Annotated in this window: 27 protein-coding genes and 1 pseudogene; 13 read left to right on the top strand and 15 right to left on the bottom strand. The window is 42.1% G+C overall.

Translation table 11 applies throughout. From position 1 onward, the window contains the following. Positions 1–48: 48 nt before the first annotated feature. From O9300_RS05460 to O9300_RS05450, 3 genes are read right to left on the bottom strand one after another with little or no spacing between them, the layout of a single operon-like run. Complete coding sequence (locus O9300_RS05460) at positions 49–225, bottom strand: hypothetical protein (protein WP_287970454.1); 177 nt, start codon at positions 223–225, stop codon at positions 49–51. 59 nt (positions 226–284) lie between these two features. Continuing rightward, positions 285–1,556 carry a tetratricopeptide repeat protein gene (locus O9300_RS05455; RefSeq protein ID WP_287970453.1) on the bottom strand — a complete coding sequence of 424 codons (1,272 nt, stop codon included), beginning with the start codon at positions 1,554–1,556 and terminating at the stop codon, positions 285–287. 17 nt (positions 1,557–1,573) lie between these two features. Continuing rightward, positions 1,574–2,068 carry a hypothetical protein gene (locus tag O9300_RS05450; protein ID WP_287733566.1) on the bottom strand — a complete coding sequence of 165 codons (495 nt, stop codon included), beginning with the start codon at positions 2,066–2,068 and terminating at the stop codon, positions 1,574–1,576. 261 nt (positions 2,069–2,329) lie between these two features. Here O9300_RS05450 and O9300_RS05445 point away from each other — a divergent pair, with 261 nt between their 5' ends. From O9300_RS05445 to O9300_RS05435, 3 genes are all read left to right on the top strand, one after another. After that, positions 2,330–2,644 (top strand): hypothetical protein, encoded by a 315-nt coding sequence (locus O9300_RS05445; RefSeq protein WP_002755562.1) that lies wholly within the window; start codon positions 2,330–2,332, stop codon positions 2,642–2,644. Between the two features lie 470 nt (positions 2,645–3,114). Further along, positions 3,115–3,339 (top strand): hypothetical protein, encoded by a 225-nt coding sequence (locus tag O9300_RS05440; protein ID WP_110579143.1) that lies wholly within the window; start codon positions 3,115–3,117, stop codon positions 3,337–3,339. Next, a complete protein-coding gene (locus tag O9300_RS05435; RefSeq protein WP_287733565.1) occupies positions 3,332–3,769 on the top strand; it encodes a putative toxin-antitoxin system toxin component, PIN family in 438 nt (145 codons plus the stop codon). Before O9300_RS05440 ends, O9300_RS05435 begins: the two co-directional genes overlap by 8 nt. Before the next feature lie 45 nt (positions 3,770–3,814). Here the strand turns inward: O9300_RS05435 and O9300_RS05430 are convergent, their stop codons facing one another. The 9 genes from O9300_RS05430 to psbQ all read right to left on the bottom strand — a co-directional run bounded on the left by O9300_RS05430 (position 3,815) and on the right by psbQ (position 11,132). Next, positions 3,815–4,762, bottom strand: coding sequence for a F0F1 ATP synthase subunit gamma (locus O9300_RS05430; RefSeq protein WP_190357086.1), 948 nt, complete (start codon positions 4,760–4,762; stop codon positions 3,815–3,817). Positions 4,763–4,961: 199 nt separating this feature from the next. Further along, positions 4,962–6,470, bottom strand: a complete 1,509-nt coding sequence (atpA, locus tag O9300_RS05425) for a F0F1 ATP synthase subunit alpha (protein WP_002763364.1) — start codon at positions 6,468–6,470, stop codon at positions 4,962–4,964. A 68-nt stretch (positions 6,471–6,538) separates the two neighbouring features. Then, on the bottom strand, positions 6,539–7,087 hold the full coding sequence (atpH, locus tag O9300_RS05420) for an ATP synthase F1 subunit delta (protein ID WP_002795847.1): 549 nt from the start codon (positions 7,085–7,087) through the stop codon (positions 6,539–6,541). Continuing rightward, positions 7,088–7,630 (bottom strand): F0F1 ATP synthase subunit B, encoded by a 543-nt coding sequence (locus tag O9300_RS05415; RefSeq protein WP_061432323.1) that lies wholly within the window; start codon positions 7,628–7,630, stop codon positions 7,088–7,090. Between the two features lie 133 nt (positions 7,631–7,763). After that, the gene (locus O9300_RS05410) at positions 7,764–8,195 is read right to left on the bottom strand and encodes a F0F1 ATP synthase subunit B' (protein WP_002795845.1); all 432 of its coding nucleotides are present in this window, start codon (positions 8,193–8,195) and stop codon (positions 7,764–7,766) included. A 230-nt stretch (positions 8,196–8,425) separates the two neighbouring features. Then, the gene (gene atpE / locus O9300_RS05405; protein ID WP_002740068.1) at positions 8,426–8,671 is read right to left on the bottom strand and encodes an ATP synthase F0 subunit C; all 246 of its coding nucleotides are present in this window, start codon (positions 8,669–8,671) and stop codon (positions 8,426–8,428) included. Positions 8,672–8,901: 230 nt separating this feature from the next. Beyond that, on the bottom strand, positions 8,902–9,651 hold the full coding sequence (gene atpB, locus O9300_RS05400) for a F0F1 ATP synthase subunit A (protein WP_002739857.1): 750 nt from the start codon (positions 9,649–9,651) through the stop codon (positions 8,902–8,904). 57 nt (positions 9,652–9,708) lie between these two features. After that, positions 9,709–10,071, bottom strand: coding sequence for an ATP synthase subunit I (locus O9300_RS05395; protein WP_149988376.1), 363 nt, complete (start codon positions 10,069–10,071; stop codon positions 9,709–9,711). 620 nt (positions 10,072–10,691) lie between these two features. Beyond that, positions 10,692–11,132 (bottom strand): photosystem II protein PsbQ, encoded by a 441-nt coding sequence (gene psbQ / locus O9300_RS05390; RefSeq protein ID WP_287734637.1) that lies wholly within the window; start codon positions 11,130–11,132, stop codon positions 10,692–10,694. Positions 11,133–11,269: 137 nt separating this feature from the next. Here psbQ and O9300_RS05385 point away from each other — a divergent pair, with 137 nt between their 5' ends. Beyond that, positions 11,270–11,473 (top strand): hypothetical protein, encoded by a 204-nt coding sequence (locus O9300_RS05385; protein ID WP_272079406.1) that lies wholly within the window; start codon positions 11,270–11,272, stop codon positions 11,471–11,473. Between the two features lie 83 nt (positions 11,474–11,556). Here O9300_RS05385 and O9300_RS05380 read toward each other — a convergent pair whose 3' ends face one another. Further along, a complete protein-coding gene (locus O9300_RS05380) occupies positions 11,557–11,802 on the bottom strand; it encodes a hypothetical protein (RefSeq protein WP_002801056.1) in 246 nt (81 codons plus the stop codon). A gap of 150 nt (positions 11,803–11,952) precedes the next feature. On the opposite strand from O9300_RS05380, the gene O9300_RS05375 reads away from it, so the two are divergent. Then, positions 11,953–13,566, top strand: a complete 1,614-nt coding sequence (locus tag O9300_RS05375) for a nuclease-related domain-containing DEAD/DEAH box helicase (RefSeq protein ID WP_287970448.1) — start codon at positions 11,953–11,955, stop codon at positions 13,564–13,566. Between the two features lie 41 nt (positions 13,567–13,607). Here O9300_RS05375 and O9300_RS05370 read toward each other — a convergent pair whose 3' ends face one another. After that, positions 13,608–15,287, bottom strand: coding sequence for an RNA-directed DNA polymerase (locus O9300_RS05370; protein WP_287970446.1), 1,680 nt, complete (start codon positions 15,285–15,287; stop codon positions 13,608–13,610). Between the two features lie 284 nt (positions 15,288–15,571). Next, on the bottom strand, positions 15,572–16,705 hold the full coding sequence (locus O9300_RS05365; protein WP_287970444.1) for an FAD-dependent oxidoreductase: 1,134 nt from the start codon (positions 16,703–16,705) through the stop codon (positions 15,572–15,574). Positions 16,706–16,924: 219 nt separating this feature from the next. On the opposite strand from O9300_RS05365, the gene phaA reads away from it, so the two are divergent. The 8 genes and pseudogenes from phaA to O9300_RS05325 form a co-directional block, all read left to right on the top strand. After that, the gene (gene phaA / locus O9300_RS05360; protein WP_287970443.1) at positions 16,925–18,115 is read left to right on the top strand and encodes an acetyl-CoA acetyltransferase PhaA; all 1,191 of its coding nucleotides are present in this window, start codon (positions 16,925–16,927) and stop codon (positions 18,113–18,115) included. Positions 18,116–18,127: 12 nt separating this feature from the next. Then, the gene (gene phaB / locus O9300_RS05355) at positions 18,128–18,844 is read left to right on the top strand and encodes an acetoacetyl-CoA reductase PhaB (RefSeq protein WP_159251533.1); all 717 of its coding nucleotides are present in this window, start codon (positions 18,128–18,130) and stop codon (positions 18,842–18,844) included. Positions 18,845–18,933: 89 nt separating this feature from the next. After that, on the top strand, positions 18,934–19,209 hold the full coding sequence (locus tag O9300_RS05350; protein WP_190722734.1) for a BrnT family toxin: 276 nt from the start codon (positions 18,934–18,936) through the stop codon (positions 19,207–19,209). Beyond that, on the top strand, positions 19,193–19,405 hold the full coding sequence (locus O9300_RS05345) for a hypothetical protein (RefSeq protein ID WP_002784823.1): 213 nt from the start codon (positions 19,193–19,195) through the stop codon (positions 19,403–19,405). Before O9300_RS05350 ends, O9300_RS05345 begins: the two co-directional genes overlap by 17 nt. Positions 19,406–19,484: 79 nt before the next feature. Continuing rightward, on the top strand, positions 19,485–20,480 hold the full coding sequence (phaE, locus tag O9300_RS05340; RefSeq protein WP_287970439.1) for a class III poly(R)-hydroxyalkanoic acid synthase subunit PhaE: 996 nt from the start codon (positions 19,485–19,487) through the stop codon (positions 20,478–20,480). Positions 20,481–20,654: 174 nt separating this feature from the next. Further along, a complete protein-coding gene (locus O9300_RS05335; protein ID WP_287970437.1) occupies positions 20,655–21,749 on the top strand; it encodes a class III poly(R)-hydroxyalkanoic acid synthase subunit PhaC in 1,095 nt (364 codons plus the stop codon). A 248-nt stretch (positions 21,750–21,997) separates the two neighbouring features. After that, positions 21,998–23,215: a geranylgeranyl reductase gene (chlP, locus tag O9300_RS05330; protein ID WP_002735532.1), complete on the top strand. Its 1,218-nt coding sequence runs from the start codon at positions 21,998–22,000 to the stop codon at positions 23,213–23,215. A gap of 221 nt (positions 23,216–23,436) precedes the next feature. Continuing rightward, a pseudogene (locus O9300_RS05325) lies at positions 23,437–23,564 on the top strand (RNA-guided endonuclease TnpB family protein); the annotation flags it as partial.

Raw genomic sequence — 23,564 nt, 5'->3', positions numbered from 1 at the left:
TTTAATTTTAGTAACAGCTATTTTTTATGAGAACAACCTTCCCCAAAATCATTTTTCAAGATTTTTCACCTGATTAAGGGCATCTTGGTAATCAACCATCTTGTTCTGTTGCGCGTAAAGTTGTGCCGCTTGATTGTAGTCAGCGATCGCACCTTGCTTGTCTCCTAAGTCAGACTTGGCATTCCCGCGATTGTAGTAAGCTAAACGGCTTTTACTTCGGATCACCGATATAGACTCCAAAAGGGTTATAGCTATTGGATCATGCAGGTTAAGCGCCGTTTAGCTTAGGCAGCAGCATAGTCAGGTTTGATTTTAATGGCTTGATTGTAGTCTGCGATCGCACCTTGCTTGTCTCCTAAGTTTTTCTTGGCAATCCCGCGATTGTTGTAGGCATCAGCATAGTCGGGTTTGATATTAATGGCTTGATTGTAGTCTGCGATCGCACCTTGGTAGTCTCCTAAGTCATCCTTGGCCGACCCGCGATTGTAGTAGGCAGACACATAGTCGGGTTTGATATTAATGGCTTGATTGTAGTCAGCGATCGCACCTTGCTTGTCTCCTAAGTTTTTCTTGGCAACCCCGCGATTCAAGTAGGCAAGAGCATAGTCAGGTTTGATTTTAATGGCTTGATTGTAGTCTGCGATCGCACCTTGGTTGTCTCCTAAGTCAGACTTGGCATTCCCGCGATTGATGTAGGCAGCAGCATAGTCAGGTTTGATTTTAATGGCTTGATTGTAGTCTGCGATCGCACCTTGCTTGTCTCCTAAGTCAGACTTGGCAACCCCGCGATTCAAGTAGGCAAGAGCATAGTCGGGTTTGATATTAATGGCTTGATTGTAGTCTGCGATCGCACCTTGCTTGTCTCCTAAGTTAGACTTGGCATTCCCGCGATTGATGTAGGCATCAGCATCGTCGGGTTTGATTTTAATGGCTTGATTGTAGTCAGCGATCGCACCTTGCTTGTCTCCTAAGTCAGACTTGGCAATCCCACGATTGTTGTAGGCAAGAGCATAGTCAGGTTTGATATTAATGGCTTGATTGTAGTCTGCGATCGCACCTTGGTAGTCTCCTGATTCACCTTTGTTATAGGCACTGTTAAGCCACTCCTCGGCGGTCAATTGTACAGTTTTGGGGTGTAACTCTGGCTTAACTTGGGTAATGCCCCACTGTAGCCGATAAAAAGCCGTAGCATCATCAATCTGCTCAAACTTAACCCAATTAAGTTCTTGTAGGAATAGTAAATCACTAGGAATATTATTAACCCCTGGTAACAAAACAGGAATAACAGGAATTTTTTGATTAACAAATTTAGTAATAAGCGATCGCAGTTCCATGACCTGCCACGTTCCTAATCCCTTAGTACCAATAATAATAGCTGCCGATTTAATCAGGGGAATAGCTTTTTGAATTTCATCCTGAAATGACATCCCTGGTGGGATTTGTTCCTCATCTAGCCAAGGTTTTAACCCTCGTTCCCTCAGTTTTTTAGCGATCACCCTTACTTGCGGTTTATCCACACTATTATGAGCCAGGAAAACATCAAACTGCTGAGACATTTAAAGAACCTCCTCCCCTAATTTTCAACCCCAGCAATCTCTGCTAGAGCCAGTGCATACCGACTTAAATCCCGCCTGAGAGCCTCTAACTCCCTTCGCAATTCAGATTCTTCTGTCCATTGCTGCTCGTATTCCTTCGGACTGACATCAGCAGGGCGCTTGGCCTCCCAAACCTGCAAGCGAGGATGCCACTTGGCTAGAAAACGGCGCAACCCCCGATTCAGGACAGCGATCGCAATACCGCCCACTGAATTGCGAGAAGCCCCCACATCGGGACCAGCTTCCTTGAGAATCTCGCGGGTTGTCCCAAATAAACTATACAGCGAGTTCAAATCCTCACGCAGCAGCCCTTCTTCCCCCTCCAGTGGCTCTACAGCAATGCGCGTCACCAATTCCACATAAAGTGACCATGCAGCCCTTCTCTCAGTCGGATCTGCCTCCCATTCGGCTGAACCAATACCAAAAGGAAGACTGACAGACACTTTCTTCAATACAGCCGGATCGCCCTTCATCTGTTTCCCCTCGCCTCAGCCTCTAATGTTGCCATTCTCCTTTCCAATTATATGACGGGATTTAGCTTATTACTCCCAATATTGGGCTGGGTGGAGAGTGGCGATTGTCCTGAAAAAAACGGCTCCGACTAGATGCAGAAATCGTTAGAATAATCAAAGAATGACTTCTCCTGAACGATAGTCATTTCCGAAACACAACAGGCTCTTTTCTTCTCTCTGTCTCTAGTTAAATTTGTCACCACTGGGCAAAAATTAGCCAAAATGAGCCAAATAACCTCTCGAAAAGTTCCTCTGGGAAGTTCGATTTTTCCTCATCAACATCGCCTTTCTGCTGAAGAAATAGCGAAAATTGAGGCTGAGGATAAAGCTTTAGCTCGGCGTTGTCGAGAGATTTTTGACCGCGTTTATCCACAATTAGCAGGGGAATATTATGACTGGTTTATTGTCATTGAGCCTGAGAGTGGGGACTATCGCTGGAGCAAATTCTTGATGAAGATTTTCTGCCTTTTTAAATATGATTGTTCCAAACTTACCGTACAAAATCAAAAAAAGAAGACAATTATTGCCGACCAATAAAAAACAATTTTGAGGCAGAATGATAAAGTAGCTCATGTTATCAGAGCGATCGCCGCTTGGGATCAAGGTTCTGGTCGGTAATGCGTTATCCTCAGAAAAGGGAAACTCAACTTTACTAGGCATGAGCAGATGCCCCTTGGTCATCCTGAATCATCTGCCCCAGGATGTTTGCTGCTGCTGTTGCGTCGTAGGGCCACCAAATTGGGTACTCTGATGCGGAGAAGATGAATTGTAGTTCAGCGTCTGGGATTTGTGTGGCTAGGAGTTTGAAGAGTGATAATTTGTCTGACTGGCCCAGATTATTGACCAGAGGAATTAACTCAGCGAGTGACATGGCTTAAACTTCTAGAGGTGCGAGAATAAATTCTCAATAAAATCTTAATTGGGGGTATTATCTGGAAAAATTCGTCTAGTATATAGTCAGAGAGAGTTTTAAATAGTTTAGAAACATTCTTTGGTATGTAAAACCTATGGAAGTTAGAGAGATTAAAATTCGTGTTGACGCGGAATCGGCCGAAATTTATGAATCAGCTATATTTGCTGATCGCCAAAAGCTTGATGCTCTTCTTAGTTTGAGGTTGAAAGAATTTGCTAGAAAACGCCGCCCACTAGAGGCTATTATGAGTGATATCAGTCGGAAAGCACAAGCTAGAGGCTTAACTCCCGAAATTTTGAGTAATTTGCTAAGTGAGTAAAGTGCGATACGTTTTTGATACCAACGTAATCATTAGCTCTTTGCTGTTTGAGGGCAGTAATCCTGACTTGGCAATTAGGTATGCACTCCAAAACGGCAACATTTTGTTCTCATTAGAACTAATAGAAGAAATTGACGAAGTTCTCAGTCGTGCAAAGTTTAGAAAATATATCACAGATCAAGAAAGGGAAGAATTTTTAGACAGCTTTATAGATAGGGGAATATTGATTGAGGTGGTAGATGTTGTCAACGAGTGCCGTGATGCCAAGGATGACAAGATTTTAGAGTTATCGCTTAGTGGTAAAGCTGATTTGATTATCAGTGGAGATAAAGATCTGTTGGTTCTTAATCCTTTTCGCTCAATACAAATACAATCTGTTGATCAGTTTCTAAAAAGTGTTGGTCACTATCCACCAAACAAAAAGGAGTGAAAATAATCACTCCTACTGATAATCAGAAGAAAAAATGGCTTAAACCTAGAGAGCGTTGGCTCCCGCTACTACTTCTAGCAATTCTTGGGTAATAGCGGCTTGACGCGCCTTGTTGTAGGTACGGCTTAAAGTCCCGATTAACTCGCTGGCGTTCTCGCTGGCGTTACTCATTGCCGTCATCCGGGCTGCTAATTCACTCGCTGCCGATTCCTGGAGAGCGCGCAGTAATTGGTTATTTAAGTACAAAGGTAGGAGAGAATCGAGGATTTGGACGGGATTCTGCTCAAAAATCATGTCTTGGGGAAAAACCTGCGCTGGTTGGCTGGCCATTTTTTCCCGTTGTACCTTAAATTTTCCTTCTTTAGTCACCAAACGGAAAATCTCGTCATCCTGTACCGCTAAACCTTGGGTAGTTAAAGGTAACAGGGTTTGAATCACCGGAGTGGCACTGATCAGGGAGATAAAACGAGTATAAATTAACTCGACGCGATCGACTGTTTCCGATAAAAATAAGGAAAGCAATTCATCCCCAATCGTGCCAGCTTCATCGGCAGTGGGAATCTGTTCGAGGTTAATAAATTTGGCGGCAATGGGAGCATTCCGGCGCTCGAAATACTGTGCCGCTTTCCGGCCGGCAACCACTAATTGATACTTAATCCCTTGCTCTTTTAATTCATTCATCCGTTGTTCGGCACGACGGATGACGTTAGTATTATAACCGCCACAAAGACCTCGATCGCCTGTGACTATTAACAGAGCCACGGTTTTTACTTCCCGTTGGGCCAGTAGGGGTAAATTAACATCACTAAAGGCTAAACGACCTTGGAGATTATAAAGTACCTGAGCGAGGGCATCGGCAAAAGGACGGGTACAGAGAACTTGTTCTTGGGCGCGGCGCACTTTTGCGGCCGCCACCAGACGCATGGCCTCGGTAATTTTTTTGGTATTTTTGACCGATTGAATTTGGTCGCGAATCGCTTTGAGATTAGGCATAATTCAGTTATCAGTTATCAGTTATCAGTTATCGGTTATCAGTCAAGAGTCGGGGTTTAGGAGGGAATGGAGAGGTGGGGAAACAGGGAAATGGGGAGATAGGAAAATTTCAACTCATACCCCAAAACCCCAAAACCTCAACACCCCATCCCCCAAAACCTAACCCCCATTACCAACATTCATTTACTGATTACCGAGATTATTTAAAAGCCTGTTTGTACTCGTTGATGCCATCTTTGAGCAGGCCTTCCGCTTCGTCGTTGAGTTGTTTTTCAGTGCTGACGATCTCAACGTAGCGAGGTTTGCTGGTTTTCAGGTATTCCCGTAAACCGGTGCAGAAATCGATAACTTTATCGGTGGCGATATCGTCGAGATAACCGTTTAAACCGGCATAAACCACCGCCACCTGTTCCCAAACGGCGAGGGGGAAGTTTTGGGGCTGTTTGAGGATTTGACGCAGACGTTGACCGCGAGCGAGTTGTGCTTGGGTGGCCGCATCAAGGTCAGAAGCGAATTGAGCAAAAGCTTCTAATTCGTCAAACTGGGCTAATTCGAGTTTTAATTTACCGGCAACTTTCTTCATCGCTTTCGTTTGGGCCGCCGAACCCACGCGGGATACGGAAATACCAGCGTTAATAGCGGGACGGAAACCAGCGTTAAAGAGGTCGGTGGAGAGGAAGATCTGACCGTCAGTAATCGAAATTACATTGGTGGGAATGTAGGCAGAAACGTCACCTGCTTGGGTTTCGATAATCGGCAGGGCGGTCATGCTGCCACCACCGAGGGCATCGCTGAGTTTAGCGGCGCGCTCTAGTAAACGGGAGTGGAGATAGAAAACGTCGCCGGGGTAAGCTTCCCGACCGGGAGGACGACGCATGAGCAGGGATAGCTGACGATAAGCTTGAGCCTGTTTGGTGAGGTCATCGTAGATAACTAGGGTCGCTTTGCCTTTATACATGAAGTATTCGGCGATCGAAGCTCCGGTGTAGGGGGCGATATACTGGAGGGTGGCGGGGTCGTTAGCGTTAGCGGCCACCACCACGGTGTAATCCATGGCGCCTCTTTGGGTGAGGGTGTCGATTACTTGGGCGACGGTGGAGGCTTTTTGACCGATGGCGACATAGACACAGATCACGTCTTCGCTTTTCTGGTTAATGATCGTGTCAATGGCGATCGCTGTTTTACCGGTTTTTCTGTCACCGATAATTAACTCCCGTTGACCACGACCGACGGGAATCATGGCATCGATAGCGGTAATGCCGGTTTGCATCGGTTCACAGACGGATTTGCGAGCGACAATACCGGGGGCGGGGGATTCCACCAGACGGGTTTCGCTGGCGAGGATGTCCCCTTTACCGTCGATGGGACGACCGAGAGCATCAACCACGCGGCCGACTAAGGCTTCACCCACGGGAACCTGAGCGATTTTACCGGTAGCTTTCACCGTACCGCCTTCTTTAATCCCGAAACCGTCACCCATTAACACTGCACCGACGTTATCTTCTTCGAGGTTAAGGGCGATGCCGACGGTTCCATCTTCAAATTCTAATAGTTCTCCCGACATGGCTTGTTGTAGGCCGTAGATGCGGGCAGTACCGTCACCCACTTGCAGGACGGTTCCCACGTTGGAGACCTGTACTTCTTGGTTATAGGATTCGATCTGTTGACGAATAATCGTGCTAATTTCGTCGGGTCTGATAGCTACCATAGTTTAATCTGGGAAAAAGTAAAAAATTAGAAGGTGAAAAAACGGCAAAAAAGGGAGATTAGATGACCTTAGCGCAGGGAGAGGCTGAGGCGTTGTAGTTGACCGCGAATGCTGGCATCAAAGACCTGAGAACCGACTTTGATCACCACACCACCGATCAGGCTGGTATCAACTTTGGTTTTCAGTTCGACCACATTCGCCCCGGTCAGGGTTTTCACTTTGTCGATGACGATTTGTTTTTGGCTATCGTTCAATTCGGTGGCCGAGGAAACTTCCGCTAAAACGGTGTTAGTCAGCACTCTAGCCAGGGTGAGATATTGTTGACAAACGGGTTCTAAAAATTGAATCCGACGTTTATCGACTAATAACATCATGAAGTTAGTTAAATAGGGATTGGCACTGGTTCCCATTACTTGGGAAAGAACGGCTTTTTTAGCTTCTTCTTTGATGACGGGATTGCCGATAAAAGCTCTTAGATCGGGAGCATTTTCCAACAATTCTAAGAGGGATTTAATTTCGCCGCCGATCGCTTCTAATTGTCCGCTGCTTTGGGCGACGGAAAGTAATGCTTGGGCGTAGGGTTCGGCGATTTCTGAACTGATTAAACTTCCCTGCATCTATTTACCTCCTAGGTTGGCCAAACTGCGATCAATTAGGGTTTGTTGTACCGATTCTTCCAGGCCGGTGCTTAACTGGGATTCCACGTTAGCTAAGGCTAAAGCGGTAATTCTTTGGCGTAATTCTACTAAAACGCGATCCTGTTCCGCCGAGAGATCTTTAGCGGCACTTTCGCGCATTCTTTGAATATCGAGTTCGGCTTGGGCGGCGATGTCGGCGGTGACAGCTTTAGCTCTAGATCGAGAGTTATCGATAATTTTTTCCGCCTCTTGTTTTGCCAGGGCGAGTTTTTTCTGTTCTTCGGCGAGGGCGGTAGCGGCAATATTTTTCCGGTTTTCAGCTTCGGCTAAAGCTTCCGCAATCTTCGACTGACGTTCTCCGAGGATTTGTCCGAGAACTTTGCGGCCGTAGAAGATGATTAAACCGAGCAGAATCGAGAGGTTAAATAGGTTAGTTCCTAAGATATCGGTGTTGATGCCGAATCCTTCTGCTGCCGCTTCCTTCGCCTCCGTGGCTAATAATAAAACTGTGTCGATGATCATGATTATTGAGGGCGGGGAGTAGGTTATTCAGTTATCAGTTATCAGTTATCAGAGGTAAGTTATCAGTCTTCTAACTCCTGACGACTGAGTTCTATCTTTTTACTGATCACTGTTATTAACCAATGGCTGGGGTTTAGCGAACGAGTTCGGGGCCGAGGAGTTTTTCGAGAATTTGACGGGAAAGAGAGGCCACTTGTCCTTCTAGAGAACGAAAGGCTTCTTCTTTCTGTTGGGCAATTTCGGCGGCGACGGCTTCCTTACGGGCGATCGCTTCTTTTTGGGCTGCGGCAACTCGTTCGCTGGCTAGTTTTTGGGCCTCGGCTTGCGCTTGGGCGATAATCTCTTGGGATTGTTTACGAGCCGAACTTAATTGCAATTCGTACTCTTGTACCAGTGCTTCGGTTTTGGCTAGTTGTTCTTTGGCTCCGCTTTCTGTTTGCCGAATATACTCCGCCCGTTCATCTAAAACTTTACTGAGGGGTTTATAAAAAACGGCGTTCAGGATCACTGCCAAAAGAATAAATTGTAGTGCCATCACTGGCAGGGTGGCATCGAAATCAAACATTGATTTATTCCTGATAAATAGAAGCTATAGGCAGGTTCAAAAAAGGAAGACGATCCCCCTGCTTTAACAATGAACAGTCAGGGGGGATCAGCAAAATTCCCTTAACTAGCTATCAGCCTTCCGTCCCAAAAACCAGACTTTTTAGTTGGCTCCTTTGGCGTTTTTTGAGAGTTTTGAAAACTCTGCCGCCAAGCTGGGGACTGGGGGCTGATAGCCCACTGCTTTTTTAATTAGGCGAAGGGGTTAGCGAACAGTAAAACGAGAGCGATAACCAAGCCGTAGATGGTTAAGGATTCCATGAATGCCAAGCTGAGGAGAAGGGTACCACGAATTCTTCCTTCAGCTTCGGGTTGACGGGCGATACCGGAAACAGCTTCTCCAGAAGCGGTTCCTTGACCAACGCCGGGGCCGATAGCGGCTAAACCAACGGCGAGGGCGGCGGCGATAACGGAAGCGGCAGCTACTGTGGGGTTCATGGTGATTTTTTCCTCTATTTACTAATCAATTTCAATCTGTTGTTTACAGAGCGCGTTCTCAGCCGTAAAAAATGGCTGGTTTTCTGCTCAAAACTCCCGAAAGAGTTTTTGGGAAAGAACGATCTGGGAATTCAGTTGCTCATCCTGAATTCGACCAATAATTTCTTAGTTATTATCCTATTATTTGGACACTTTTCCCTAAGAAATTTTTCTTTTTTCGTCCTTCGCTTTTAAGCGTGTTCTTCTTCGTGTTCCGATTCCAGGGCCTCATGGATATAGGCCCCGGCAAGGGTGGCGAAGACAAGGGCCTGAATAGCGCTGGTAAATAAACCGAGAGCCATCAGGGGTAGGGGTACGACTAGGGGGACAAGGAAGACTAATACGGCCACTACCAACTCGTCCGCGAGGATGTTTCCGAAAAGACGGAAGCTGAGGGAGAGGGGTTTGGTAAAGTCTTCTAAAATTTTGATCGGTAATAGCACGGGAATCGGCTCTAGGTAGTGAGCAAAGTAACCGAGTCCTTTTTTACTGATGCCCGCGTAGAAGTAAGCGAGGGAAGTCAGTAGGGCTAACGCCACCGTGGTATTGATGTCGTTAGTGGGGGCGGCTAATTCTCCTTCGGGCAGTTCGATTAACTTCCAAGGAATCAGGGCCCCTAACCAGTTAGAAACGAAAATAAATAAAAATAGGGTGCCGATGAAGGGCAACCAGGGTCGATATTCCTTTTCTCCTAGCTGGTTTTTGGCTAAATCGCGCAGAAATTCCAGAACGTACTCCATGAGGTTTTGAATACCGCTAGGAACTTTCTGGATCTTGCGGGTAGCGGCGATCGAGGCGATGATTAAGATAGCGAAGACGATCCAGGAGACCGCAATCACTTGCCCGTGAATTTTTAGTCCGCCGATGTGCCAGTACCAGTGTTGTCCCACTTCCAGGGAAGCGAGGCTATAAAAATTAAGCACACTTAAACTGTCTAACATTTTCACCTTGGAGAGATTCGGGTTCGCAAATCAGGGTTATTTTAACGGTGAAAGGGTTTAGGAATCGGCTTTCTGCTCCAACTTGAAGATGGTTTGCAGAGTATAGACGATGATCGCCCCTTTATAGGTCAAAAAACCCAAAAAAACTGGCACTATGTGCAGTTCTTGCCAACGACTGGCGATGATGATTAATCCAGCGAATAGGGCTAATCCTTTTTTGCCCACCCGATTTTTGGTTACCCCCAATTTTTCCACTTCCCCGGCCAGGAGTTTTAGGTAAACAACTCCCACCATTGCCCCTAATAGGTAATTAAGGGCGGTATTGAGGGAATAAAACCACCACACGGGAATAAAGATCAGACCGCTTAAGATCAGGGTGGTGATCAATAAGGTGTTTTGTAGTTGATAGTATTCCCGCATCGGATCTGACGGCGGGTTGGTTTCTGGGGTTGGGGGAGATTCGATCGATGGATCAGACAAGGTACACCTAAATCAGCGATAGACTAATCTCAATATCTAGATTGCTTTCCGAGCTATGACGCTCAGGTGAGCCACAAGACATATTATCACGGCAGTGGCAACAATTATTAAGCAATTGTAAATGGCCATGATTCCCCCCGCTCTCAGCCGTCATCAGCTTTTTTCTCCCCCCTCCCCTGCTCCCTTCTCCCCACTTCCCCAACTCCGGCGCTCCCTCTTGCCTGTTCCCTAAAACCAGAGACTTCCTACCTCTGCTTGGGAAAAGGTAAGGGTCACTATTTTTGGCTCTTCTGGTTTCTGTGTGGAAACGGGGTCTATACTGATAGAATATCCGCAAAATAGTCCTAAAAGTCTTTACCAGTAAACATTTCACGATTCTATAAGCAAAAATTATCACACAAAGTCGAGAAGAACCCTATTATTTTTTTCTATCTTGATTTTTAAACTGAACATCTATAAGAAAAAAAGTTTTTGTGTGCTTCTCTCTGACAACAATCTCTAGGCAAAAAGCCCGAGATTTTTTTTAAAGCTGATAACTGATCACTGATCACTGATAAAAACTAACTGGGAACAATATTTAAGAAAGCATCGAAGTCTTTTAATGCTTCTTGGAATTGAGTAGCAGCAAGACTAGCATCTTTTTCTTTGGCTGCCGCATCGATACGTTCAAAGTGAACGAAAAGATTTTTCGCTAACTGCTTGGCTTTTTCTTGGTCTTTGGGCAGTAAATTACGGGATAATCCTACCATTTCCTGACGCAATTGCCCCAAAGGACCGTGGATATAGGTGCGAGTATCTACCCAATTTTTGTCAGCGATGAGGTCTTGCAAAACGCTCATTTTTTGGCGAAATCCTTCTATGGGTTGGATGTAAACCTGTAACTGTTCGATTTTTTGCGGACTATAGACGGTGGGGATAGTTGCTTGGGGACCACTGCAACTAACCAGCAGCGTAGTAACTAGGACTAAAACTAGGGAAATAATCGAGCGAAGACGTGGCATTGGTTTATATGTACTATTTAACAAACTATTGACGTTCTCTCCCTTAACCAGTCAAGGTATCGGGACGATTTTTACTTTATCAGAATTTTGGGTTTAAAACCTCGCCCCTTTTAGGGTATCCATTGGTCACATCTTTCATTAACAAAAAGAGAAGAAACTTAAAAAAGGGCTCTTCTAGGTTCTGTGTGATAAGTTTAACTTATATAGTAGCGATCGGTCTTTGTGTCCTCTGTGTCTCTGTGGTTCGTTCGACTGAAAAGTTCCTGAACAGTAATGATTGTAACGGAAATGGAATGACGGGACGCATTAGCAATAACTTGGGGATGATTGCGAAGAATTAGGGAAATATGGTCAGTATCGAGAATATATTGAGACACAAATCTTTATCCTCTACAGATAATATGAGGGATCTACTTCACTGTCATCATCTAAAGGGTGAGGGGTTATCTAGAGGTGTTGTCCATGATATCGTTTCAATTTGGCTAATTTGTTCGATAAAGGTTGTTTGTAGTTGGGAAATGGCTTCTTGTTTGGTGGGTGCTTGGACTCGAAAATGAGGCAATTCAGCGATAGATACAGCATATTGACCATTTTTAAGGGTTTCTATCAGTATTTTTACCTTTAGATTAGCTGATGGTTGGGAGGGCGGGATATTGAGATTGATGACCATAGCATTTTGTTGATTTATCGCTTTACTTCCTTATTTTATTGGAAGTCATGATAAGTATGAGGCATTTTTTGGTAAGTTAGGATTTAGAGAGTTGCGTTGCCGAAGGCAGACTGTGTGATCACTCGTTTTCAATTATGGGTAATATCAATTATGGCTAAAATGTTTCCCCCAGATGCGCCTTCTAATCCTGATTTACGGGGAGAATCAGACGTATATCATTTACTATCTCAACTTGACGATGATTTTTACATTTTTCAAGACAGATACTGGATTTTTAAGAATAAATATGGAGCTAGAACTGAAAGAGAAACGGATTTCTTGTTAGTTCATCCCCAGAAAGGTCTATTGATTATTGAAGTCAAGGGAGGAACTCGATTTTCTTACGACGGGGAACATGATAAGTGGAAATCGGGAGATAATATTTCTTATCAAAATCCCTACAAAAAACAATTAGCTAACTCAAAGAATTTGCCGTTATTCCTAAAAAGTAAACTACCTAGTTTGACAAATCATTGGATAACTTGTGGATATGCAATTTGTTTTCCTCATATTGATATTTTAGAGGGAAATTTAGCTCCCTTTATGGAAAGAGAAGTTACTTTATTTAGAGATGATCTAAAAAATCTAGGTGAGAAAATCAACGAAATATATAGTCATTATAGTAATAATAGTCATAAACATCTTGGTAAAAATATAGTAGAAGAAATTAAAACTTTAATTACCCGTAATTCAGAATTTAGAAAATCCCTCAGTGCAGAACTAGAAGATGAGAAACAAACTATAATTAAGCTGACTAAAGAGCAACAAGAAATTTTAGATGGTTTTTATAAAGTTAAAACTCCAATCCTTATTGATGGACCTGCGGGAACAGGAAAAACTCAACTCGCAATCTCACAAGCTATTTCAGATATTCAATCTGATAGATTGGTTTTATTCATTACTAATTCTCAGGATTCAAAAGATTATATCTATAAGGAAATTTCGCTTAATGTTGCAATTAATAATGATCTTTTAAAGATATTTACGCTTAAAGAACTTAGTTTATTACAAAAAGTTTTAGAAAATAAAGAAAATTTAGAAGAAGTCAGAATTATTATTGATGAGGCACAACAATTAGATGGTGATTTTTTAAGAAAAATAGCTGACTATGCTAGTCAAATGTTTAATCGATCAATTTTAATTTTTAAAGATGATTCTCAAAAAACTAATGAAAATGATATACAAGAGATATTTAAACCCTTTAATTATACCCTGCAAAAAGTAATCAGAAACACAATTAATATTTTTGATTCTTACGAAGAATATATTAGTCCAACCTATAAAGTAAAAAAGCCTGTCAGACAGTTTAAGGAAGTCATCACAGATTATTACATAACTGATGAAGACTTAATTAAAGCCATAAAAAGCAATATTTTGGCATTAATAAACGATGAAAAGGTTTTACCTAAACACATAACAATCCTCTTTTCTAAACAACCAAGTCAAAACTTTCTTGACTCGATAGCATCAAAAATTTCTACTTTCAAATTTAAGCGATTCTCTCTCGCTAGTCCTCAAACAATTACTTGGTCAACTATTTACGATTTTCAAGGCTTAGAAAATCATATAATTTTATTAGTGGAATTAGAACCAGAACCCATTTCTGAGACCATTCGCTTAAGAAGATTAAGATATATTGGTCGCTCAAGAGCTTGTAGTATTTTATACATCTTTTTAAGAAAAGATATGTCTTCAGATATAATTAATATTGCCGATATATTTTAAAATTTGTAAAAGTCATCAAGTCATCTAATCCTTCACTCTCACTATTCTAATCCTTCACTCTCACTATTATTCGATAGCTCAGTAAAATCAAAGTAATCACAAAAGTTGAAATTATCTTTATGGGAAAAAATTGATGACAAAACCCTTGAAATAGTATGAGAAATTGGTCGAGGTAAATAATTTTCTACATTTTTACGAAATAAATTTTCATCAAAAGTCTGGCCATTATCTTGATGAGATAAGATCCATAATGCGTACAATGCGTTGAGATTTAAGTCAATGGATTTTGTAGAAAGAAAATTTTGAAATATAGCAATTAGTTTTTCACGCGATCTTTCACGATTTTTAATCATCATGAGAATATATGGCGGATCTTTTTTTCGAGGTTTTACTAAATGATGAATTAATCTTGTTCTGGCATAATCCATGATATTTTGATTCTCAAAAATATCATTCCTTGCTTTGTATGCGGAAAATATTATGTTATTAGGAAATCCAAAGATAATAAATTTAACAACAGTCCAAGTATTTTTTTTGATTGTTTTTGGATACTTAAAAATGATTTCTGGGATTTTATTGATTAATTGTATAACCAAGTTTTCATCGTAATCATGATCATCTTTTAAAGAAAATAAATAATTAGTTATTCGATGACAATCTTTTTCTTGAAGGTTGGCTGTAAGATTAATAGTATTTATGTCAAAATCTTCATCTTCATCTTTTTCTGTTTTCTGATTATCTTCCCAATGTTCCTCATTTATAAGTTCATTACCATAAGCTATTTGATGATCTTTTCTAAAAAAATCTTTGACATATTTAGGATTATGTATAATTTCCGTTTTTGCCGAGTTTAAGTTTAGTCCTATCCTATGTAGTTCTTCTTGCAAAATATTAACCGCTTTGATTACTTCATCTTTAGTATTAGTAATAATTTTAATATCATCAACGTATCGAGCATAATGAAAGCCATAAGCAATCATCAATTCATCTATTTTACTTAGTAAAATATTTGCCAAATAGCCATCAGTTATATTACCTACTAAAAGTCCTTGTTCTTTTTTTTCTAACTTTAATAATTTATCAACAACTGAGTAAAATTCAATTTCTGGCTGCAATATTTTCTGCAACAACGGTTTATATTTTTGAGGTAGAATACTCCCTGTTAAATCAAAAAGATTATTGATTAAGTAATGAGGTGATACACTATCATAAAATGATGTTATGTCGGCGTTTAATAAATAAGACTCTCTCTGCTCTTTTTTAAATTCTTTAATAAGATTTTCCCCCCATTGGATGAATTCTTTATATTGATCATTATAAAGTTTAAACAAATGGATAAATCCACTGAGTGATCGTTGAGTTCGGTTAGCATAGCTTGTTTTAATAAAAGAATTTTCAACTGCCAAGGAAAGGACATTAATCAAATGATATCTAATTGCATATTCTTTGAAAGGCAAATATACACATCTTCTAATAAAGAAATCTTCTTTGGGATAAGTATAAGCAAATGACTCATCTGGTATATAAGGTTGTTTTAAAGAGTAGATATTTTTAATATATTCAACTAAAAGGTTGATTTTATTTTGATTTTTACAATTGATACTTAGTTCAAAAAAATTACAAAATTGATCGTCATTAAGCCTACTATTCATTGCATAGTAAATCGACATTTTAATTAATTTTGTATCCGTTAAATAGTCTTCTATGTTAAAATTAAGCATAAATATCCTCTTGGCTCTAAATCTATATTAGAGCTATATTGCTATTTATTTTTCCCTTAGAGCCAAATTTTTTAAGATTCTTTCGATGTTTGCAGTTTCTCATCTCAGCAAAAGAGAGAAAACAGCGATCGCAAACTGCGCCTTCAAATTCTTCAAACTCCCACAAAGCAGCAATCTTAAACTTTCTCTCACGATTTGGACATTTAGACAACAACTTTAAGTCATGCTTCTCACACCTCCCAACCGACTTAAACTGCCATTCAATCCGATGACAAAGCAACTCATCATTTCTGTTCAAATTGTCTCATAAAAGCTCGATCGATCCGATCTTTCCATGACCATAATAACGGTGATTGCCATGCGAAACCGCCCCAAGATGCGATCGCTTTTTGGTCTCCTGTCCCAATTAAACTCAGATAATTTTTCTGGGGAAAATAGGGTTTTAAGGGCTGATTTTGCAGAATTCTGACTAAATTATCGAACAGAGGTTTTCCTTGTCGGACGGCAAAAACTCCCGCTTTCGGACGGGGATAATCTGGAATCGTGGCAATATCTCCCACGGCAAAAATATGGGGATGGGAAAGAGATTGCAGATAATTATTCACTAAAATAAACCCTTTTTCATCTGTCAGTAATCCTGACGCTTTTATCCAACTAGGGGCCGAGGCAGCCGTTACCCAAATTGTATAATCCATGGGTAAAACTAAACCCGATGAACAGATAATCCGATCTGCTTGCACTGCCGTCACATCCGTTGATAAATATAATCTAATTCCCCTTTGTTTAAAAATATTCTCTAAACGTTGGCCGACCCAATTATTATGGTTCGGTAGTAGTTTTTTTCCTCGATGAATTAGAGATAAATTCAAATTACTGATAGAGTTGAGAATTTTGGCCAAACGGGACTGCATATTTAAAGCTAATTCGACCCCGCCCGCGCCACCACCAACAATGACGATATTTAAAGTATTATTAGGGTTATTAACCGCTTTTTTGAGGATTTCTTGCCATCCTTCCCGAAAAATCGGCACCGGTTTGGCGGGAATAGTGTACTCTTTAGCACCGATAACATTATCTACTGCCGGGATGCTGCCGATATCGATCGAGAGATAATCAAAGGGAATCGGTGAAGAATTATGACAAATTACTTGACATTTTTCCGTATCTATGAAATTAGCCTTGTCTAAACAGAATTGCGCTTGAGAATACCTAGCTAGAGAAGGTAAATCGATATGAGTCTCAGCAAAATCATAAAAACCGGCGATGTGGCCGGGTAACATTCCCGAATAGGGGGTATGGGTGACATCGCTAATTAAAGTTAATTGAACGTTTTTTAGGGGTGATTGCCCCCAAAGACGAAGGGCGATCGCATGACTATGACCCCCACCGATAAAAACTAAGCGCTTGACTAAATCCATAAAAAAACGGGATTGCTGCCAGAAAAGTTAAATTCTAATGAATATATCTTCTTACACAGAAATTCTGTTGCAAAATCGAGGGTAGATAGACAAAAACTCAAGGCATCGAGGCCATAAACTTTTAACCAATGACAGTAAATTGGGATTTTGATTTTTTCGGACTCGATATTCTTAAGCAAATTCTATCTATTATCTTCGCTTCCCAATAGAGAGAAGTCTATGCAAGAAGTTTATATCGTGGCCGCAGTCCGGACTCCAATTGGTCGTTTTGGTGGGGGATTGATGGGATTATCCCCGGCCGATTTAGGGGCAACAGTGATGAAATCCGCCCTAGAAATCGCTAATTTGCCCCCAGAAGCCCTAGATTTGTACATTTTCGGCAATGTTTTGGGAGCGGGTCATGGTCAGTTAATTCCCCGGCAAGCGGCGATTAAAGCGGGAATTCCCGTAAGCGTGGACGGATATCGGGTGGATATGGTTTGTTCTTCGGGAATGATTGCCGTTAGTAACGCTGCCACCTCAATTCGCGCACGCGAAGCGGATCTCGTCCTCGCTGGTGGCATCGAATCCATGTCCCAAACCGGCTTTTTTCTCTCCCATCGGGCCCGGTGGGGTTATAAATTCCTCATGGGTGCGCCAGAACAATTAACCGATTTATTACTCCACGATGGCTTAACTGATGCTACCACGGCTGAGGGCATGGGTTCCCAAGTGGATCGCCTCTGTCTCGATCGCGGGGTTTCTCGGCAAGCATTAGACGAAATTGCCGCCTTATCCCACCAAAGAGCGGCCACAGCCACAGAAAAAGGCTGGTTTAAGGGCGAAATCGTGCCAATTGAACTTAAATCTAAGAAAGGTTCCACAATTCTTGATCAAGATGAGGGTATTCGTTCCGATAGTACCCCAGAAGGGTTAGGAAAACTGCGGCCGGCTTTTAATCCGTCGGGAGTTTTAACCGCGGGGAATAGTAGTCAGATTTCCGATGGGGCCGCCGCTATCCTTTTAGCCAGTAAAAAAGCTGTGGATCAGTACGGTTTAAAACCAATTGCCAAAATCCTTGGCGGCGCTGTGGGTGCTGGAAAAACCGAGCGCTTCCCAGAATTCCCCGTCCTAGCGGTGAAAAAATTACTATCATCTCTAGATAAAACGATCGAAGATTTCGATTTAGTGGAAAATAACGAAGCTTTTGCCTTAAATAATCTGCTTTTTGAGATGGATCTGGGGTTAGCTAGGGAAAAACAAAACGTTCACGGTGGTGCGATCGCATTGGGTCATCCTATCGGCACTTCTGGCGCGCGGATTCTGGTGACGTTAATTAATGCGTTGAAAGTACAGGATAAAACCCTCGGTATGGGGGCCATCTGTCATGGGACCGGTGGCGGAACAGCGATCGCAATTGAAAGAGTTTAGGAGGAAAAAGCTATGGTATCTCTGGGACTAGAGGAGAAAGTTATCGTCGTTACGGGCGGAAATCGAGGCATTGGGGCGGCTATTGTCTCTCTTTTGATAGATTTGGGGGCCAAGGTGGCCTACACCGATTTAGTCACCGATAATCCCCAGGGGTTAGGCATTGTGGCCGACGTGACTAAGTTGGAATCGATGGAAGCGGCAGCTAAACAAATTGAAGCGGAATTGGGGCCAGTGTATGGCATCGTCGCTAACGCGGGGATTACCAGAGATAACTTTTTCCCTAAATTAACGCCGCTAGATTGGGATTTAGTGATTAATGTCAACCTAAAAGGGGTTAATCACACGATTAAGCCGTTTATTGAGGGAATGTATCAACGACAAGCGGGATCGATCGTTTGTATTAGTTCTATTTCCGGTGATCGCGGTAATGCCGGCCAAACTAATTACGCGGCCACAAAAGCGGCAGTTATCGGTTTGGTCAAATCCTTAGCCCGGGAAGCTGCCCGTTATAATATTCGCGCCAATGCGATCGCACCGGGGTTTATTAACACCGAAATGACTTTAGCGATTCCCGATAAAGTTCGCGATAAAATCACCGCCGAAATTCCCTGTCGTCGCTTCGGTGAACCCGCAGATATCGCCTGGGCAACTGCCTATTTACTCTCTCCTGTTGCCAGCAGTTATGTCTCTGGAGAAGTCCTCAGAGTTAATGGGGCCCATCACACCTAATCAGTTATCAGTTATCAGTTATCTAATTCAAAGATGGAAAATGTGTTGGTTATTGTCCCTGCTAAGTTGCTTGATAGTAGCATAAATCTATGAAATTTCAATGGGATCAAGACAAGGCAAATAACAACATCAAAAAACATAGTATATCTTTTGAAGAAGCAGTGACCGTATTTGGGGATCCATTGGCCGTAACGATTTTAGATCCCGATCATTCAGTGGGCGAGTTTCGTTTTCTGACGATAGGACAGTCAAAATCACAAAAGCTGTTAGTCATATCCCATACAGAAAGAGAAAATGAGATTCGCTTAATTAGCGCCCGTTTAGCTAGTAAACAGGAGAGAAAAAATTATGAATCAGGAGTCTGAAGAAACGGTTAATGACGAGATGCGGACTGAATATGACTTTTCTGGTGGTATTCGTGGCAAATATTATCAAGCTTATCGACAGGCTAGTAATGTGATAATTCTCGATCCCGATGTGGCGGAAATTTTTCAAGATTCAGCCTCAGTCAATGAAGCGTTAAGATTACTAGCAAAAATTGCCAAGTCTGGAAAAATATGACTTATCAGTTATCAGTTATCGGGTGTAGGGTGGGTTAGTAAACTAGCGAAATCAGCGTTAAAGGAAAAGGGCAAAAATAATGGATAAACCGACACAAGCTTGGAGTGAGATGGCCGCCGATTACGTCAATCTTTGGACAGAAACCGGGGCAAAAATGTGGTCAAGTTGGTTTGATATGATGGGGGCGATACCGACTCCTATGGGCAATATTAAACCAGAATTGCAAGAGGCAACCCAGCGCTATTTTGATAATCGGGATTTATTGATCAAATTCCTAAAATTATCGATGGAAGCTTGGGAAAGTATCTTCCCAAAAATGCAAACAGGAGAAGACTGGCAAACAATTTTAGATAATTATACCCAACAGATGCGCGGTCAACTGAATAGTTTTACTACCACCACTTCCCAAAGTAGTCAAGATGTCAGTCAACTATGGACAATTTACCTGCAACAATTGCAAAGTATCAATCATTTATGGTTCGATCCTTTCGTCCTGTCAAATGATACAATAACTAAAGCTTGGTTAGGTAATACTTCTTCTTTGATCGAACTCAATAATATCTATTGGCAGAAGTTTTATGATGAAACTTTTGGCCAATGGTTACAGATGCCTTTATTGGGATTGCCGCGAGAATTTAACCGCAAATTACTCGATAGTTTTGAAACTTGGCGGGTTCTTTATCAAGCTAGTATTAACTATCAAATTGTGCTGGCTGATATTCAAGTTAAATCCTTTGAAGCTTTAACTAAAAAATTAGTTTTCCTAGCAGAAAAAGGTCAACCTGTCAAGGATTGGCGAGAATTTCAAGATCTGTGGAGTGTCGTCGCTGATGATATTTTTGAAAAGGCTTTTTGTCAACCAGAAAACCTAAAAGTAAGGGGAAAATTTATTAATTCTCTCAATGATTATCGCCTCAAACAGCAGGATTTAATGGAAATTTACCTGCGCTCAATGAATCTGCCTACCCGCAGCGAAGTCGATGAAATTCATCGAACCATCTATGAATTACGCAAAGAGGTAAAAAGTCTCAAAAAAGCTTTAGGAGAAAAAAAAGCAGTAGAAAGTAACAATTAGTTAATTGTGCTTGACAATATCAGGAGTCACTTATCAGTTATCAGTTATCGGATTGCAGTTTTAAGTATATAGTGTTAGGTGAAAACTTCGGAACTTTCTTTTCACTGATTACTGTTTACTGTTTACTGTTCACTGCTCACTGAAAAATCCCCACTTCCCTAGGAGAATTAAATTATGTGGCCATTTTTGACGCAAGTGAAACTGGAAGATTTTACCCAAGATTATCTAGAATTAACTCAAAAAAATCTCAAAGGTTTGGACAATCTCAAACGAGTTAAAGAAGAAGATATTCAGTGTGGAGTCTCGGAAAAAGAAGCAGTTTATCGGGAAGATAAAATCATTCTCTACCACTTTAAACCCGTGGTCGAAAAACCCTTCGAGATTCCCTTGTTGATGGTTTATGCTTTGGTCAATCGTCCCTACATGGTAGATTTACAGGAAGGGCGTTCTTTAGTAGCCAATCTGCTGAAATTAGGCTTAGATATCTACTTAATTGATTGGGGCTATCCCACCAGAAGCGATCGCTGGTTAACCCTTGATGATTATATCAATGGTTATGTGGATAATTGTGTCGATTTTATTCGTCAAAGTCACCATCTCGACAAAATTAATCTGTTAGGGATCTGTCAGGGAGGAACCTTTAGTTTATGCTATAGTTCCCTCTATCCCGATAAGGTAAAAAATCTGGTGACAATGGTGACACCAGTGGACTTTTATCAAACCGAGACCCTCTTAAATATGCGCGGGGGGTGTTCCTTGGGAGCCGAAGCATTAGACATCGATTTAATGGTAGATGCTATGGGCAATATTCCGGGAGATTTTCTCAACTTAGAGTTTCTGGAATTGAAACCTTTACAGTTAGGTTATCAGAAATACCTTGATTTTCCTGACATCATGGAAGACGAATCAAAATTAGTTAATTTTCTGCGTATGGAAAAATGGATTTTTGATAGTCCCGACCAAGCGGGAGAATCCTATCGACAGTTTCTCAAGGATTTCTATCAGCAAAATAAACTGATTAAAGGGGAAGTGATGTTAGGAGATAAACGGGTAGATTTACACAATCTGACCATGCCAATTCTCAATCTTTATGCGGATAAAGATCACCTTGTACCTCCCGCTTCTTCCCTCGCTTTAGGGAATTATATCGGTACTTCTGACTATACCGCTTGTGCTTTCCCGGTCGGACATATCGGAATGTATGTCAGTGGCAAAGTGCAACGGGATTTACCCCCCGCTATTACTGATTGGTTGAAAGCAAGAGGTTAAGAATCCTCGCACCTATCCCCTTTTCCAGTTTGGGAGAGGGGTTTAGCACTTTTTTTCTCTACGGGTGTAACACAATACAACACATCGATAAAAAAACATCTACGGGCAGTAAAATAAACTTTTGTAACAGAGGATGTTAAGCACTGTTGCAAGATCGGGCAGAATCGGAGAATCCCGTTTCTTTCGGCTAAACCCCTGTGGTACACTGCAAAGCGTACTCGCTCGTAAGTATGTAGGAGAAAACCTGAGTGTTAAGAGTCGCTGTTGTGGGTTCAGGGCCGGCCGGTTCTTCGGCGGCAGAAACATTAGCTAAAGCAGGCATTGAAACCTATTTATTTGAACGCAAATTAGATAATGCTAAACCCTGTGGTGGAGCGATTCCTCTCTGTATGGTGAGCGAATTTGACCTACCTCCTGAAATTATCGATCGCCGGGTGAGAAAAATGAAAATGATCTCCCCCTCTAACGTCGAAGTCGATATTAATCTCGATAATCAAGACGAATATATCGGAATGTGTCGTCGGGAAGTCCTCGACGGTTTTATGAGAGAACGCGCCCATAAATTAGGAGCGCATTTAATCAACGGAACCGTTTACGGTCTCGACATTCCCACCAATAGCACCGATCCCTATACCCTACACTACGCCGATCACTCCCACGGCAATTCCCAAGGGGAAATGAAATCTCTGAAGGTGGACGTGGTTATCGGTGCGGACGGTGCTAATTCTCGCATTGCCAAAGCTATTGATGCCGGGGATTACAACTATGCGATCGCTTTCCAAGAACGCATCCGTCTCCCCCAAGATAAAATGGCCTACTACGAAGACCTGGCCGAAATGTATGTAGGAAAAGACGTATCCCCCGACTTCTACGCTTGGGTATTCCCCAAATACGATCACGTCGCCGTCGGTACTGGCACAATGAAGGTCAATAAAGCCATGATTAAAGACCTACAAGCTGGTATTCGCGCTCGCGCGGCCCGTCGTCTGGAAGGGGGCGAAATCATCCGCGTGGAGGCTCACCCCATCCCCGAACATCCCCGTCCTCGTCGTGTAGTTGGTCGCGTGGCACTGGTGGGAGATGCTGCGGGAACAGTTACTAAGTCTTCGGGAGAAGGCATCTATTTCGCCGCTAAATCGGCGCGGATGTGTGCGGAAACCATTGTCGAAGTCACTAACGGCGGCCAACGTATTCCCACAGAGGACGAATTGAAACTCTACCTCAAGCGTTGGGATAAGAAATACGGTATGACCTATCTGGTATTAGATATCCTGCAACGGGTTTTCTACCGTACCGATGCCACCCGGGAAGCTTTTGTGGAAATGTGTTCCGATAAGGACGTACAGAAGATGACTTTTGACAGTTATCTCTATAAAACCGTTGTTCCCGCTAATCCTCTCGTACAGATGAAGATTACTGCTAAAACCATCGGTTCTCTCCTGCGCGGTAACGCTTTAGCTCCTTAAAATCAATTCATAACCAGAAAACCCAATCTCCCCATCGCGGTGGTTGGGTTTTCTTTTGGGTTGTTTCATCTCCTGTCTTCTCTAATTGAAACAAAAATAAGGTATGTTACCGAAATTTTGGGTTAAAGCCCCGTCCTTTTAGGACGGCTTTTTAAACTATATCTTGTTAACTTAACTTTTATTGTGCTATACTGATTTTGTCTAAGTCCCCCCTGCGTAAAATGTTTGTCTTAGAGTTTAAAGTTAAAGCTAAAACTCAACAGTATCAAGCCATAGACGATGCTATTCGTACTGCTCAATTCATCCGTAACAAATGTGTAAGGTTATGGATGGATACAAAAGGTACGGG

Origin of the sequence: Microcystis sp. LE19-195.1E, from assembly GCF_027532095.1 — a bacterium.
Classification (GTDB): Bacteria; Cyanobacteriota; Cyanobacteriia; order Cyanobacteriales; family Microcystaceae; genus Microcystis; species Microcystis aeruginosa.
This window is presented reverse-complemented; position numbering and strand designations above follow the sequence as displayed.